The following is a 15738-nucleotide window of genomic DNA, read 5'->3' on the forward strand; positions in this document are numbered from 1 at the left end:
GGAAGGGCGATCAACGCAGGCCGGTGACGCGCGCGTCCTTCGGGTAGGTGATGAGGTAGTCCGCGGAGAAGCGGGCGCTCTGTCCGGCGGGAATCGTCTGTTCCCACGCGATCACGCCCAGGCGGTGCTCCCAGTCGCGCTTGGCAGGCTCCGGTGAGAAGGTCGAGCGCACCTTGATGTCGTCGGACTGGCTGACCGGCGTGGCTTCCAGGATCTCCACGGTGATCGCGTCACGGTGCTGGTTTCGCACCGTGTAAAGTGCCCCAAGCTGGCGCTCGTTGCGGTTGTCGAGCAAACCAACGCTGCGCTGGAAGGTATTGGGTGTTTCCACCACCACCGTCACGAGATCATCGCGGCCGAAGGGAAGTGTGATCCTCTGGTCTTCGCCCGCCGGATTCCACGTCGTTGTCCCCACGACCGCGCCATCGCGGCGCAATTGCAACGTGCCGCCCGGCCAGACGCCCTGCGGGCGATCTACGGTCGCGATCAGGTAAGCAGCGCGATCCATGCGGGGTGTGCTGCGCGCCGTCAGCTTGGCGGGCAGCGTTTCGCTTGCCAGCGAGAAGGTCACCTTCTGCGCATCGGATGGCAGTTCCACGGTGCCAGGGACTTCAAATTCGGTGGAGAAGGCGGTCTGGATGGTGTTGACGTCAAAGAGCGGGGCGTCTTCTGTCCCACGAAGCCCCCAGCGTGAGGTTTCCGAGGCGACGGCTGCCGGCGCGACTGCCCTCGAGAACACCGGCGCAGGGGCGGCTTTGGGTGTGGGCTGCGGTTGCTGGATGTCCAGTTGCCACGCATACGGCTCCGGACCACGAGGCGTATTGCGTGGCTGGCCCGTCGATAGCCGCAGCCGAACGCCGCGCCAGTCTTCTCCGGTTGATTGCGCAACTGTTGCCTGTCGTTCAACGACGACGTTCGAGCGCACGGAATCCACGCTTGCCTGATATGCCGGCCGCCAGCCCGCACGCGCGGTCTGGTAGCTGACACGCAATTCGCCGCCACGCGGTGCTGCCACGGCAATGCGGACCGTGCGCAGTGTGTCTGCGCCAGAACCATGCGTGCGTTGCAGCGCATCGAGCTGCGCTTTCAACTCAGCGTCGCGCTTCTTCAGTTGCTCTTGCCGTGTGAAGACTTCCTGCGCGTTACGCGCCAGCGCATCGGTGGCGCGGCCCAGCGTGGAGAAGTCCGTGGCCGGTGCACGCCCATCGCCGCCGGTACGTTCACTCACCGCCTTCAGGTAGCTGGCCGACAGCGCATTCGCCTGGAGTTGCACATCGAGTGCAGCACGCTGGTCTTGCAGGGTGCGGATCTGAGTTTCCAGGGCGGTCTTTGCGCAAGCACTGCCTTCACTGGGCACGGTTTCCACACGCACGTCACCCACGCGGATGGCGCTATCGCCCTCGACACGCAAACTGTCGGCGTCGAATGTGGTTGGCAGGCAAGTCAGCTCGACACTGCGTGCACCCGGTGCAACGGTGGTTGTACGCACGATGGTGGCGCTATCCGGATACAACGTGACATCGGTGATGCGTGATGGCGTTGCGGCTTGCGTTGCCGCAGCGGCGGCCATCGTGACCGCGCCGAGCGCCATGCGTTGCTGATGCAGAAAATGCGTTGCCGGTGTCGTCTTCATCCGCCTCACCCACATGTCGTGAAATGCGGCGAGTATCGCACGTCAAAGTGGCGTACCCGGCAAGAGGAATGGCCCGTCAGCGATGCACGCCGCGGATGTGCCGATGTGCGTGTTCGGCCTCGCCATGATCATGGTTGTGGCCGTGGGGGCTGGTGGCGACCGGCTCCTCATGCAGCGACTGCAGCACGCCGCATTCCGCCACGGATGCGGCCGTCGTGCAGCGCAGCCCGATCGATTCGATCTGGCGCTTGAGTTCGGTCAGCTCCGCAATGCGCGCTTCAACGTGGCGCAGGTGGTCGTCCAGCAGGTGGTTGATCTCTTCGCACGAGGCCTGCGGGTTGCTCTGCAACTCCAGCAGCCGTCGGATTTCGGTATGCGCCATGTCGAGCGACCGGCACTTCGCAATGAAGGCCAGTTGCTCGGCATGTTCGGGCGTGTAGACGCGATAGTTGTTGGCGGCGCGCGCCGGCGGGGGCAGCAGGCCCTGCGCTTCATAGAAGCGGATGGTCTCGATGCTGATGCCCGTGCGCTGGGCGAGTTCGCCAATCTTCATATGCGTTGAAAAAGGGGATTAGAAAACGGTCGGTTCAGCGGTGACGGCTTCAACGCCTGCAACTTTCAGGCAGGCATCCACGCAAGCGCGGCAGGCGGTTGCGCAGGCACTGCAATGGCCCTGTCTGTGATGATCGCATTCTTCCGCGCATTGATGACAGATCTCGGCGCAGTCTTCCAGCAGCAGTTCTGCGAATTCGCTGTTGCGCTCCAGGAATCGGCGCGTAATGGCACAGTACTCCGCGCAGTCCGTACACAGGCCCATGCAGCGCGCCATGACTTCAGCGTGGCCGTTCTTGCCGGATTCCGTCGCGCAATGCTCGCAAGCGGTTTGGCAAGCATGAAGCGCCTGGATCACACTGGCAAAACGCTTGGCATTGTCTTTCGCGGTCGGACGATTGGTCATGTCAGTTCTCCTGTGGCAGTGGGCGTGCACGCTTGCGCGCTTCGGAAGGGATGGGCCGGGGCGTGCCCCGTGCCGCATCTCTCCAATTTAGCAACTGGCGCTCCACTGCGTGAGGCCGACCTACACCTAAGACAACTCAGGCGACGGTCGCCTCGGCGTTACCGCGACGCAGCATGCCCTTGCCGGCACGTGCGATCAGGCGGTTCACGCCGCCCACTACGGCACGGATCGACGCCGTCGTCAGGTTGGCATCCACACCCACGCCGAATACGCTGCCCGCCACACCCGGTGCGGCCATTTCTGCAAAGGCAATGGCATCGGCATTGGCGCCCTGGCCCAAGGCGCGCTCTTCGTAGTGGTGGATCGACACGGGCGCCGTCAGCACGTGTGACAGCGCATGCACCAGCGCATCCAGCGGCCCGTTACCGGTGCCTTCACAGATGTGCTCATGGTCGTCGATGTTGACCACCAGGCGGATGTGCTGGCTGCCGTCATCCTGTTCGGTCAGGCGGTGCGATACATAGCCGACGGCGCCGTCCGCGCGCAGATACGTCTGTTGAAACAGTGCCCAGATGTCGGCACCAGTGACTTCACGGCCGCTTTCGTCGGTCAGTTGCTGCACGGTGCTGCTGAACTCCACCTGCAGCCGGCGCGGCATCGCCACGCCATAGCCGGATTCCAGCAGGTACGCGATGCCGCCCTTGCCCGACTGGCTGTTCACGCGAATGATCGAGTCGTACGTGCGGCCCACATCGGCCGGGTCGATCGGCAGATAGGGCATCTCCCAGAGCGCATCGGGTTGCTGCACCGCAAAGCCCTTCTTGATCGCATCCTGGTGCGAGCCCGAGAACGCCGTGAAGACCAAATCGCCCACGTACGGATGGCGCGGATGCACTGGCAGTTGCGTGCAGTCCTCACACGTGCGCGCCACATCGTTGATGTGCGAGAAATCCAGTTCCGGATCGACACCCTGCGAGTACAGGTTCAACGCGAGCGTGACGAGATCCACGTTGCCCGTGCGCTCGCCGTTGCCGAACAGGCAGCCTTCCACGCGGTTGGCACCCGCCATCACGGCCAGTTCCGCCGCCGCAACAGCGGTGCCACGGTCATTGTGCGGATGCACGGAGAGGATGATCGAATCGCGGCGCGCCAGGTTGCGGTGCATCCATTCGATCTGGTCGGCGTAGATATTGGGCGTGGCCATCTCCACCGTGGCCGGCAGGTTGACGATGATCTTGTGCTCCGGCGTCGGCGCCCACACCTCGGTCACGGCGTTGCAGACCTCGAGCGCAAAGTCCAGCTCGGTGCCGCTGAAGACTTCGGGCGTGTATTCGTACGTCCACTGCGTCTCGGGCATCGTCTCCGCAATCTCGCGGATCAGCTTGGCGCTTTGCACGGCAATGCGCTTGACGCCCTCGCGGTCGGTGTTGAACACCGTGCGGCGGAAGACCGGCGCCGTCGCGTTATAGACGTGGATGATGGCTTTCTTGGCGCCGCGCAGCGATTCCATCGTGCGGCGGATCAAATCTTCGCGGGCTTGCGTGAGCACTTCGATGGTCACATCGTCGGGGATGTGTCCGCCTTCGATCAGCTCGCGCACGAAATCGAAATCGGTCTGGGAGGCGGCGGGGAAGGCGGCTTCGATTTCCTTGAAGCCGATCTGCACGAGCATCTTGAACATGCGCATCTTGCGCTCGGCGTTCATGGGCTCGAACAGGGCCTGGTTGCCATCGCGCAGGTCCGTGCTCATCCAGATCGGGGCACGGGTGATGGTCTTGTTGGGCCAGGTGCGATCGGCGAGGGCGATCTGGGGGAAGGGGCGGTATTTGGTGGCGGGGTTCTTCAACATGGTGTGGGTGTCCTGTGAGATCGAGATCGGTGGATTACGTCAGGGACGACCGCGCGGGCGGCGTCCGGCGTGGCCGGGTGAACGTTGCGGGTGTGGCGGCCAGACAGCCACGGGCGCGTGGTCTGGCTGCCGGGCGATAGTCGGGTCAGTAGGCGTAGCGAAAGCAGGATCGAGGTCGGCATGGAAGGCTCCAAATCGGTGAACGGATTACTGGATGACGCCACATCAGACGAGGCCCGTCGCCTGTTGCGCAACGGGCCGGTCAAACACCGGAACGAGGGGGAAAGAGAGGTCTACGCGCTTACACGCGTAGTAGGGAAGCGGATAGCGATAGCAGACCGCGCACGCACGAGAAGGTGCGAGCTTGAGCGGTGAGAAGGGCGATCTGCTGGGAGTGCATTTCTCAATACTGCGGGCGGATGGGGGCCGTTGTCAAGTTGCCTGGGCGGAGTTCGGGCGGTTCGGGACCACGCGTCGGAGGCGGAAATTCAATGTGAAGTACTCGCCAGCAAAACGTAAGCGAACCTGCTTTAATACACCCCGTCCATACCGCCAGCCCGCTGTATCAACGGCTTTATAACGGTAAGACTCCCTCATGCCCCACAAGGAGAACACCACAATGGTCACGTTGAACATCAACGGCAAACCGGTGGAAGCTGATGCCGATCCGTCGACGCCGCTGCTTTGGGCGCTGCGCGACAACCTCGGCCTGACCGGCACGAAATTCGGTTGCGGCGTTGCGTCGTGCGGTGCGTGCACGGTGCACCTGAACGGCCAGCCCACGCGTAGTTGTGTGCTGCCGATCTCCGCGGTGGCGGGTCAGCAGATCACCACGTCTGAACACATTGCCGATGACAAGGTCGGCAAGGCTGTGCTCGACGCTTGGATCAAGCACGACGTTGCGCAATGCGGCTACTGCCAGAGCGGCCAGATGATGAGCGCGGTGGGTCTGCTGCGCAGCAAGAAGAAGCCGACCGATGCCGACATCGATAGCGCGATGGCTGGCAACCTGTGCCGCTGTGCGACGTACCAGCGTATCCGCGCGGCGATTCATGACGCCGCGAAGTCGCTGGCCTGAGCCCCACCGGAGAATTCATGATGCGTATTCGAAATCTTGAAGCACTGGCTGGTGGCGGCGCGCACCCTCAACCGGCATCTGCGGACGCGGGTGTGGCGACACTGGATCGCCGTAGCTTTCTGAAGCTCACGTCGCTGGCCGGCAGCGGTCTTGCACTCGGCATTGCGCCGGTGCTGGCGGGCGCGCAGGACGCGAAGGCCAAACCACCTTCACCCCCGCAGGCCTTCATCATCATTGCCTCGGACAACACCGTGAGCGTGGCGGTGAACCGTCTGGAGTTTGGTCAGGGTGTGCAAACCGCGTTGCCGATGGCGCTGGCGGAAGAACTCGACGTCGACTGGCGCAACGTGCGCGGCGTGCTGGCGCCGGCGGGCGATCCGTACAAGGACCCGGGCTTCGGCATCCAGATGACGGGCGGCTCCACTGCGCTGAACCACTCGTTCCAGCAATACCGCGAGCTAGGTGCGCGCGCACGCGCCATGCTGATTTCGGCTGCTGCGCAGCGTTGGAATGTGGATCCTGCCACGTGCCACACGTCCAATGGCGTGATCACCTCGGGCAGCAACCGCGCCACGTATGGCGAGCTGGCGCAAGCCGCGATGGCGTTGCCGGTGCCGGCGGAGGTCACGCTGAAGAACCCGTCGCAGTTCCGCATTGTCGGCAAACCCACGCCGCGTCTGGATGCGCGTGCGAAGCTCGATAGCTCGCTCAAGTTCGGCATCGATACGCGCTTGCCGAACATGAAGGTGGCCGTGCTGGCCCGCCCGCCGCGCTTTGGTGGCAAGGTGGCCAAGTACGACACGGCAGCGGCCAAGGCTGTGAAAGGTGTGGTCGATGTGCTGCTGATCCCGACGGATCGTGGCGGCACGGGCGTGGCCGTCATTGCCGATGGCTACTGGCCGGCCAAGCAGGGCCGCGACGCGCTGCAGGTGAGCTGGGAAGACACTGGCTCGACGGTGTCGACGCCAGCGTTGATGGAGACGTACAAAAAGCTCGCCAGCCAACCCGGCACAGTGGCCAAGCCGGCTGACGTGAGCGCTATCCAGTCGGCGCCCAAGCGTATTCAGGCTGATTATGAGTTTCCGTATCTTGCACACGCGCCGATGGAGCCGCTGAACTGCACGATTGACGTGCAGAGTGCTGGCGGCAAGATCAGCGGTGCGAAAGTGTGGGTCGGCTCGCAGTTCCAGACCATCGACCAGGGCGCGATCGCCAAGGTGCTGGGCGTGGCGCCCGAGAAGATCGAGCTGAACACGATGATGGCTGGCGGCGGCTTTGGCCGGCGCGCGATCACCACGTCGGACTACGTGGTGGAAGCCGCCAACGTGGCCAAGGCGTATGCCGCCGCGGGCCATAGTGGCCCCGTCAAGGTGATCTGGAGCCGTGAAGACGACATCCGCGGCGGCTACTACCGCCCGATGCATCTGCACCGCGTGGATGTGGGCGTCGACAACAGCGGCAAGGTGGTCGGCTGGAATCACGTCATCGTCGGTCAATCGATCCTCAAGGGCACGCCGTTCGAGGCCTTCATGGTCAAGAACGGTGTTGACAGCACGATGGTCGAGGGCGTGATCGAGAACGATTACGGCTTCCCCTTGCAGCTGACGGTGCACCATCCGGACGTGAACGTGCCAGTGCTGTGGTGGCGCTCGGTTGGCCACACGCATACGGCCTTCGTGATGGAAACGATGGTCGATGAGGTGGCGCACGCTGCCAAGCAAGATCCGGTGGCCTTCCGCCTGGCGCGCTTCAACGATAAGGAGCACGCGCGTCATCGCGCCGCGCTGCAACTGGCCGTTGACAAGTCCGGCTACGGCAAACGCAAGCTGCCCAAGGGCCAGGCTTGGGGCGTGGCGGTGCACGCGTCGTTCGAGTCGGTGGTGGCCTATGTGGTGGAGGTGTCGATCGACAAGGGCAAACCGCGCGTGCATCGCGTGACGGCTGGCGTGCATGCCAACCGCGTGGTCAACCCGATGGGTGCGGAAGCGCAGATCCAAGGCGCCTGCGTGTTTGGCCTGGCGATGATTGCCCCGGGCTTTGCCATCGAGATCGAGAACGGCGCGACCAAGAACAGCAACTTCCCCGACTACCCGCCCGTGCGCATGCCGGACGCGCCGCCGGTGAACGTGTTCTTTGTGCCGTCGGAAGATAACCCGACCGGCCTGGGCGAACCCGGTACACCCGCGATTGCACCGGCCGTGGCCAACGCGGTGTTTGCGTTGACCGGCAAGCGCCTTCGCAAGCTGCCGTTCGACACGGTGTAATTGTCATCATCGCGTGATGCGATTGGAGCCGGCATGCAGCAATGTGTGCCGGCTTTATTGTTCAGCGGATGGTTTCTTGCGTCCGCGCTTGTGTTGTCTATCCACCCGGAGGAGCACGTTATGGCATTGAACATTCTGTACACCGCCCACGCCACCGCCACAGGCGGCCGCAACGGCCACACGCAAACCGACGACGGCCAGGTCTCGCACGACCTGTCGGTCCCGAAGGCAATGGGCGGCCCCGGTAAGCCCAACACCACTACGCCGGAAGACCTGTTTGCCGCTGGCTATGCGGCATGTTTCGGCTCGGCATGCGACTTTGTCGCCAAGAGCATGCTCAAGCTCAATCCGAGCAGTGTCGAGATTCATTGCGACGTGGGCATCGGTACGCGCTCCGAAGGCGGTTTCGGTCTGAAGGTCGGGCTGACCGCGCGCGTTGGCGGCCTGTCGCAAGCCGACGCTGACAAGCTGGTGGCCACGGCACATGAGGTGTGCCCGTACTCCAACGCCACGCGCAACAACGTGGAAGTCACGCTCAAGACCGAGGTGGTCTGATGCATAAGCGGCCCGTTGCTGGTGCTGTTGTTGGGGTATTGCTGGCCGCGGGCCGCGGCAGCCGGTTCGACCCTGCGGGTGCAGCAAACAAGTTGCTCGCTGTATTGCCTGACGGTACACAGGCGGGCACGCCTGTCGCCGTGCAGGCGGCACGGCATCTACTGCAGGCCGTAGGGGACGTGGTGGCCGTGGTGCCCGCCGCCGCTACGCATGGCGCGCAGGTTGAGCAACTGGCCGTGCTGTTGGCCGAGGCTGGTTGTGACGTCTTGCGATGCCCGACAGCGGCCAACGGCATGGGAGCCAGCCTAGCGGCAGGCGTGAGCGCACGTCCCGACGCAGGCGGTTGGGTCATCGCCCTGGCCGATATGCCGTGGATTGCTCCCGAGACCATTGCTCAAGTTGCGCAGGCGCTCGACGCGCACCACTGCGTCGCGCCATTCCACGCAGGGCAGCGTGGCCACCCCATCGGCTTTGGCGCCGATTTCTTCGCCGGTTTGACCGCGCTCGACGGCGATGAAGGCGCGCGGCGCCTGATTGATCCCGCCACGCTCGTCCGCATTGACAGCAACGACACCGGCATCTTGCGTGATGTCGATACCCCCGCTGATCTGGCGTAGTGCCCTGTTTCTTCGCAGTTGCACAATTTGTTCACAGCAACGCCCAAACTGCCTGCGAAACCGGCCGCAACCGATTGACGCACAAGGATTTGTTGCCTGATGTAACGGCCGCACCCGATGTGGATAACTTTCGCCAGGCGTGCCCGTTTTGCGTTGTCGACACGTTTGCGGGAATCCGTCAAGCCCGTTGTCATGCCAAAGGCTAACGGCATGTCGGGTTATGCACAGAACATGTGGATAAGTCTGTGGGAAACGTTGTTCGACCCGCGTGGCGACGGGCTTTGGTCGGCATTGCTCGGGGATTTGGCACACCCCGTCGGGTTGACGCGGTGAGCTTCTTGCAACGTTTGATTACAACAGGAAACAGAATGTCAGCCGGTCTTCGACCAGACTCCCGGTACGCGACGACGGCGATCCTGGCGATCTCGGGTCGCGACCGACGCATTTGAAGGAGAAGAGCATGGTCCGGGTACTGACGATTTTTCTGGCGGCTGCCACGGTGTTGACGGCAACCGGTTGTGCCGACATGACGGCGCGTCAACGCAATACCGCCATCGGTGCGGGCGTAGGCGGTCTGGCTGGCGCCGCGCTGATCGGCGGCCCAGGCGCAACCCTGGGCGGTGCTGCGCTGGGCGGACTGGTGGGCAACGTATCGACACGCTGATACGGCGATACGCTCGTCGCTTAAGCGAAAACGGACCCGGGGTGGAAGCCTCGGGTCCGTTTTTTATGCCTGCGCGCGGCTGAGTGAGCGCAGCAGGCTTTCGAGTGCGGGCACTTCCAGCGGACGACCAAACAGGAAACCCTGCACTTCATCGCAGGCGTGTGTCGAGAGAAAGGCTGACTGCTCGGGGGTCTCCACGCCCTCTGCCGTCACGGTCATGTTCAGCGCGTGCGCCATCGCAATGATGGTCTTCGTCAACGCCACGCAGTCGGCCACTGCAGGCACGCCGCTGATGAACGAACGGTCGATCTTGATGTTGTGGATCGGCAGGCTGCGCAGGTACGACAGCGACGAGAACCCGATGCCGAAATCATCGAGCGAGATGCGCACACCGCGTGCGGCCAGGCTTGTCAGCAGACGTTGCGTCGACAGGCGATCGGCCAACAGCACGCTCTCCGTCAATTCCAGCTCCAGCCGCGACGACGTCATGCCCGACGCCTTGAGTGCTTCATCCACATCGCGTTCGATCACGCCTGCATCGCATTGCCGCGCCGATACGTTAACGGCGACGCGTCCCGTGAAGCCGAAGTTGCGCTCCCATGCCTGGCCCTGCGTGCATGCCTGCATCAGCGCCCAGCGGCCAAGCTCAAGGATGTAGCCGGACTCTTCCGCCACGGCGATGAACTCGGTGGGCGAAATCGCTCCCAGTTCTGTGTCGGACCAGCGCATCAGCGCTTCCACGGCCACCAGTTCGCCCGACGAGAGCGCGTACTTGGGCTGATACACCAGCCGCACTTGCCCGCGCGCGAGTGCGCGGCGCATGCGTTCGTTGAGGGTGAAGCGGCGCAGCATCTGCGATTCGAGCGCACGCGAGTATCGCGTGATGCGGCTGCGGCCGTTCTCCTTGGCACGGTACATGGCGGCCTCGGCATGGCTGACCAGCGTGCCCGCGTCATTGCCGTCTTCCGGATATGCCGTAACACCAATGCTGGCGGACAGGTGCAGTTCGCGGTCACCGCCGGTAAAGGGCTTGGCCAGCGCATCAAGCACCTGCTGGGCGAGCGCATCAATCGTGTCGGGGTCGTCGATGGCCACGCAAAACTGGTCACCACCCAAGCGCGCCAGCAGCGCACGCTGGCTGACCTCGGCGCGAATGCGCTGCGCCGCCAGGTTCAGTACCTGGTTGCCGATGTGGTGGCCCATCGCCTCGTTGACGGTTTTGAAGTGGTCCAGCCCGATGTAGAGCAGCGCGGCGCGGCCGGTGGAGGGCAGCGCCAGGCGCGCGTCGAGCCGTTCGATGAATGCCGCGCGATTGGGCAGGCCCGTCAGCGAGTCCTTCGTTTCCAGCAGGCGCAGTTGCTCGTGGGTCGAACGTTCCGCGGTGATGTCGGTAAAGATGACCAGCACCGCATGCGGCGAGGCGCTGTCCGGTGAAAACATCGGCAGTACGGATTCGCGCAGCCAGACAATCTGCCCGTTGCCGGTCGGTACGCCCACTACCACGTTGCTGATGGCGCGTCCGGTGCGTGCGGCCAGTGTGGAGGGCCATGCTGCGCGCGGCAGGATGGTGCCGTCTTCGCCGAGCATCATGTCGCTGTGCGCCATGCGCGGGCGACCCTTCCATGACCCGCCCGACAAGCGCAGGATCTCGGACGCGCTGCGGTTGTACGACAGCACGCGGCCGTCGGTGGATAGCGTGAGCACGCCTTCGCTCAAGTGGTTGACGACCAGACGGTATTGATCGCGCAGGTCACGCGCTTGGGCGTACTCGCCTTCCAGGCGCAATAGCTTGACCAGCGCGCTGACATAACTGGCACACGCGGTACGCAATGCAGCGTCGTCGCGTGTAGCGGCTGGTGCGGGGTAGAACAGGCACAGCAGGTCACCGCTCGACGTCATGCCACCATGCTGGGCGGGGATGCGGCATAGCCAAGCGGGTAGCGCTTTGCCGAGCACGCGCGTGAGTACCTCATGCAGGGCGGTCGGCGCATTGGACTGGCGAATCAGTTCAATAGGGGCTACGTCGTTCAACAGCGGCGCGATGCGCGCAAGTTCAACATCGAGTTCGCCGGAGACTGGCGCGACCAGTTGTTCGCGGGCAGCTTGCGTGCCATACAACCGCGCCCGCCCGGATACCACGCGCGTCACGATGCATAGCGCGGTGGGCAGCGCTGCCTCGAGCGCGCGCAATACTGCGTGCAGGCGCTCCCCGAGCGAAGCCGCGGACGGCAGCGTTGACAGCAGATGATCAAGGTGTTCGTGCGGCAACGCCGCGCCGATGGCCTCGGCGCTGAGAATGCGCTCGCCCGCCTTGCCAGGCAACTGCGCGTCGAGCGGCAAAGGCAACCCGTGTACCACGATCTGCTGCGCAGGCAGGCCATCGAAACGTGTCGGCGTGATAGTCAGCCGGACGTTGACCGGTGTCTCGGATGTGCCCAGAGAAACAGCAGAAGCCACCTCTGTGGCGGCTGTATCGGGCATCTGCGGATCAGCGTTGGCGCCTGCGTACGCATTCAGCGTGACGGGCACATCCTGAAAGAAGCGCGAGAACGGCTCGCCGAGCAGTTGATCGACCGAGCGCGCGCACCATGCTGATGCCGGCCGCATTGGCGTACACGATGCGGCCTTCGAGAACGACATAGAGGGGAACGGGCAGGCTTTGTGCCGACAGCGGGTAGGAAAGTTCGTCTTGCATCCCACGCTCCAACCAATGGTATTGCCCGAGATACCACGCAATCAATGTGTCCGCGGGCAACGCAACAGCAGCCAGCCTGCGGAGGCGGGACAACAACTTTTATGATGCGCAAAAGTTGCGTGTCGCGCAAATCGTTGATTTGTGATTTATACAACACACTGCATGCTTGGTTTGTCTGCGAAGTTCTCGGTTGTTTGCAGCATTCGCTGAAAAGGGTGGTCCGATCGATACGGATTCGATCAAGCCTGCAATACCGCATCTGAAGCGCTTCTCTTGTCGGCGAAATGCCGTTTGGTTCGGCAAGGCGTGCACGCCAATCTGCGCGCTGACATCAAGAGGCAGATTCGCATTGTGAGGACGAAACAGGTGTTCACGCGGCCGATGAACATTATGGAAAGAAAAAAATTGTGCCTGTAAGTAGCAGGTGTACCGGCATGCCGAAGCGCAAAGCCAACGGTAAAACACGGGCAAGGATGGATTCATCGTGGGTGTATCCAACGATCAGTCCGCAGGGGTCATCGCTTTGAAGCGGTTTTAGCGACGATCAAACATCCCTCCAGAGTGGTGAAGCAATGCGGTGCCAATGCCGGGTCACCACGTAGCTTGATAGGCGGTGGCACAGCCAGCCGCCAGCAATGTACTGGCGTCAATTGGCCTCGGGAATTGCAGGACCCAACGGCAGTTGCTAATGTGATGGCACTGAAATGCAGTGCCTTGCAGGTTTGCAGTCTTGTCTGATCGCGTATACCAGAGGAATGCATCCATCTGACTTTCTGGTTGAATCTTGAGCATTCGGTGTGCCTGATTTGATTCGACCGCTTTTGGTGCACTTGCGGCAAGCCGCGGTGCGCGATCAAAACCGTTGAAATTTCATTTCAGTTATGAATACAATTGAACTAATATCTGACCCACAACAGAATTTATTGGGAGCGCATATGGCGACATACAAGGAATTGGTTGCACAAAAGGCCAAGCTGGAAGAGCAGATCGAAACCGCCCGCGCCAAAGAGCTGGAAGCCGTTATCCAGCAAGTGCGTCAAACGGTTGCCGAATACGGCCTGACGGCTGAAGACCTGGGCCTGGCACCGCGCCGCGGCCGCCGTGCTGGTGCCAAGGCACCCGTGCCGGCGAAGTACCGCGATCCGAAGACGGGCGCAACGTGGTCTGGCCGTGGCCGTGCACCGGCCTGGATCGGCAAGAACCGCGACAAATTCCTGATCGCCTGATTTGCCCCTTTCGGTACGACGGCCCACCAGACCGGTGGGCCGTTTTTGTTGGAGCGCCTGAGCGTTCCTGACTATAACGTCGACATGACGCCCCGCCTCCCCAAATACCTCGAACTGGCCGATCGCATCCGGCTCGACATCCTGCATGGCGCCTTGCCGGCCGGCAGCGTTGCCCCCAGCGAAAACGAAGTCGCCCAACGCTACGGCGTATCGCGGCTGACAGCGCGCCGCACGCTCAATGAGCTGGCTGCACGTGGGTTGCTCAAGCGCTCGCGCGGGCAACGCAGCGTGGTACTCGATCGGGTGGGGCCGCATCGTCCTGTGCTGTATGCCCCGGGTCAGTCCGATGCGGCGTTGGAGTACGTGCCCGGCGCCGCCTACAGCGTCAGCGCATTCCAATTGGAGCGGGCTGATGAGACGGTGGCGGCCGCGCTCGGTCTGGAGGTTGGCGCGCAGGTGGCATTTGTGGAGCGCCGCGCGCAGGTCGAGGGCAAGCCCATCATGCTGCTGCGCACGTGGCTGACGTCACGGCTGGCGGCTATGCTCGAGGCGCGCGATTTTGAAGACCGCTTGTTCGTGCAGGTCTTCCAGCGGGCCAACCTGACCATCGCGCGCTCGCGCGAGGCGCCGCTGGCATGCGTGGCTGACGCGCATCAGGCCAGCCAGCTCGACGTCGCGGCAGGCGTGCCACTGGTGCGCGTACGCCGGATCGGCTACAGCGTGGCTGACGTGCCGATTTCCCTCACGTATTGCGATTTCTCCCCCGAGCGCTATACGCGCGAAGTTGACATTCGCGTCCTGCAAAACGACTGAGACTGCACTTGCGCCAGCACGGTGCAGAAACGGCGCCACACACCCCTGTGTTGGGACTTGTCTGGTGGGGGTATTCAAGCTAGCCTGCGCGCCTTCCCGCGAAAACGTATTCATTCGTGACACATCAGCATGCTGACGGCGTATTGGCACGGCTGTTGCATTCACTCGCGGCGATCTCAGCAGGGCAGGCGAGCCACCTGCCTCTGTGAAGCGAATTCAACACAACGGAACCAGAAGAGGGAGAAATCAACGATGCAACTCAAGCGATGTTTCAAGCTGGCCGCGCTGGCTGCTGCCGCCGCTCTGACCGCAGGTGCGGCCCAGGCGCAATCGTCTGTCACGCTGTACGGCCAGGTGGATGCCTGGGCCGGCATGACCAAGAACCTGGGCGCGTCTGACCGCGCAGCGGTTGTCAACTCGGGCGGCATGTCCACGTCGTACTGGGGCATGAAGGGCAGCGAAGACCTGGGCAACGGTCTGAAGGCCATCTTCACGCTGGAAGCGTTCTTCCGCCCTGACACCGGCAAGGGCGGCCGTTTTGATGGCGACACGTTCTTCGCCCGTAATTCGTTCGTCGGTCTGCAGTCGAACACCTGGGGCTCGATCAAGCTCGGCCGCAATACGCCGCAGTACTTCGTTTCGACGATCCTGTTTAACCCGTTCGGCGATTCGTACACCTTCTCGCCGATGGTGTTCCACACCTACCTGGGCAACGGCCGCACGGGCGCAGCCGGCATCTCGGGTCTGGTGGGCGATTCGGGCTGGAACAACTCGATCCTGTACAGCACGCCGGACATCAATGGCCTCACGGGCACGCTGATGTACGGTGCGGGTGAGCAGGCTGGCCACAACGGCCAGAACAAGTTTGGCGCGGGCTTCCTGTACTTCCGCGGCAACTTTGCAGCCACCGCCGCTTTCCAACAGGTGCGCTTCGATGCCAACCCGGGCGACCTGAATGCATTGGTGGCAGGTTTCCAGCGCCAGACTGCAACGCAGCTGGGTGCGTCGTATGACTTTGGCGTGGTCAAGCTGTACGGTCAGTACCAGTACATCAAGAACACGATCGCCACGGGTGATGCGAAGAGCAACGGCGGCCAACTGGGCGTGTCGATTCCGGTCGGCCCGGGCAGTGTGCTGGCTTCGTACGCCTACACGAAGACCTCGGGTGCTGCAGACGTGAAGCGAAACACCTGGGCCATTGGTTACGACTATTCGCTGTCCAAGCGCACGGATGTGTATGCCGCGTACTTCCGCGACAAGGTGTCCGACCTGAGCTCGGCTGATACTTTCGGCGTGGGCATGCGCGCAAAGTTCTAAACCTGCGCTTTCCTTGTCACCCCCGCGTGTCGACAGCGCGGGTGGGCATTTACAGCGGCGTCCGGGGTT

At 63.0% G+C, this 15738-nt stretch carries 12 protein-coding genes and 1 pseudogene; 8 read left to right on the forward strand and 5 right to left on the reverse strand.

What is annotated here, in order from left to right; genetic code table 11:
* Positions 1-10: 10 nt before the first annotated feature.
* The 4 genes from F7R11_RS20920 to leuA form a co-directional block, all read right to left on the reverse strand.
* Positions 11-1633, reverse strand: a complete 1623-nt coding sequence (locus F7R11_RS20920; protein ID WP_064808157.1) for a DUF4139 domain-containing protein — start codon at positions 1631-1633, stop codon at positions 11-13.
* A 76-nt stretch (positions 1634-1709) separates the two neighbouring features.
* Positions 1710-2186, reverse strand: coding sequence for a Cd(II)/Pb(II)-responsive transcriptional regulator (gene cadR / locus F7R11_RS20925; protein WP_021193448.1), 477 nt, complete (start codon positions 2184-2186; stop codon positions 1710-1712).
* Positions 2187-2204: 18 nt separating this feature from the next.
* A complete protein-coding gene (locus F7R11_RS20930) occupies positions 2205-2591 on the reverse strand; it encodes a four-helix bundle copper-binding protein (RefSeq protein ID WP_021193449.1) in 387 nt (128 codons plus the stop codon).
* Between the two features lie 136 nt (positions 2592-2727).
* Positions 2728-4440 (reverse strand): 2-isopropylmalate synthase, encoded by a 1713-nt coding sequence (leuA, locus tag F7R11_RS20935; protein WP_064808155.1) that lies wholly within the window; start codon positions 4438-4440, stop codon positions 2728-2730.
* A gap of 619 nt (positions 4441-5059) precedes the next feature.
* Here leuA and F7R11_RS20940 point away from each other — a divergent pair.
* From F7R11_RS20940 to F7R11_RS20960, 5 genes are all read left to right on the forward strand, one after another.
* Positions 5060-5518, forward strand: coding sequence for a (2Fe-2S)-binding protein (locus tag F7R11_RS20940; RefSeq protein ID WP_064808152.1), 459 nt, complete (start codon positions 5060-5062; stop codon positions 5516-5518).
* A 20-nt stretch (positions 5519-5538) separates the two neighbouring features.
* Positions 5539-7782, forward strand: a complete 2244-nt coding sequence (locus F7R11_RS20945) for a xanthine dehydrogenase family protein molybdopterin-binding subunit (RefSeq protein WP_064809090.1) — start codon at positions 5539-5541, stop codon at positions 7780-7782.
* A 120-nt stretch (positions 7783-7902) separates the two neighbouring features.
* On the forward strand, positions 7903-8337 hold the full coding sequence (locus F7R11_RS20950) for an organic hydroperoxide resistance protein (RefSeq protein ID WP_021193453.1): 435 nt from the start codon (positions 7903-7905) through the stop codon (positions 8335-8337).
* Positions 8337-8954 (forward strand): nucleotidyltransferase family protein, encoded by a 618-nt coding sequence (locus tag F7R11_RS20955; RefSeq protein ID WP_064808150.1) that lies wholly within the window; start codon positions 8337-8339, stop codon positions 8952-8954. Before F7R11_RS20950 ends, F7R11_RS20955 begins: the two co-directional genes overlap by 1 nt.
* Before the next feature lie 460 nt (positions 8955-9414).
* Positions 9415-9618 carry a YMGG-like glycine zipper-containing protein gene (locus tag F7R11_RS20960; RefSeq protein WP_039596769.1) on the forward strand — a complete coding sequence of 68 codons (204 nt, stop codon included), beginning with the start codon at positions 9415-9417 and terminating at the stop codon, positions 9616-9618.
* Between the two features lie 63 nt (positions 9619-9681).
* Here the strand turns inward: F7R11_RS20960 and F7R11_RS20965 are convergent.
* Positions 9682-12313, reverse strand: a pseudogene (locus F7R11_RS20965) (putative bifunctional diguanylate cyclase/phosphodiesterase).
* A 935-nt stretch (positions 12314-13248) separates the two neighbouring features.
* Between F7R11_RS20965 and F7R11_RS20970 the strand changes: the two are divergent.
* From F7R11_RS20970 to F7R11_RS20980, 3 genes are all read left to right on the forward strand, one after another.
* The gene (locus F7R11_RS20970) at positions 13249-13539 is read left to right on the forward strand and encodes an H-NS histone family protein (RefSeq protein ID WP_021193457.1); all 291 of its coding nucleotides are present in this window, start codon (positions 13249-13251) and stop codon (positions 13537-13539) included.
* A gap of 84 nt (positions 13540-13623) precedes the next feature.
* On the forward strand, positions 13624-14352 hold the full coding sequence (locus F7R11_RS20975) for a GntR family transcriptional regulator (RefSeq protein ID WP_064808146.1): 729 nt from the start codon (positions 13624-13626) through the stop codon (positions 14350-14352).
* Positions 14353-14604: 252 nt separating this feature from the next.
* Positions 14605-15669 carry a porin gene (locus F7R11_RS20980; protein WP_064808144.1) on the forward strand — a complete coding sequence of 355 codons (1065 nt, stop codon included), beginning with the start codon at positions 14605-14607 and terminating at the stop codon, positions 15667-15669.
* Positions 15670-15738: the final 69 nt, after the last annotated feature.

It is taken from the genome of Ralstonia insidiosa (assembly GCF_008801405.1).
GTDB classification, from domain to species: Bacteria; Pseudomonadota; Gammaproteobacteria; order Burkholderiales; family Burkholderiaceae; genus Ralstonia; species Ralstonia insidiosa.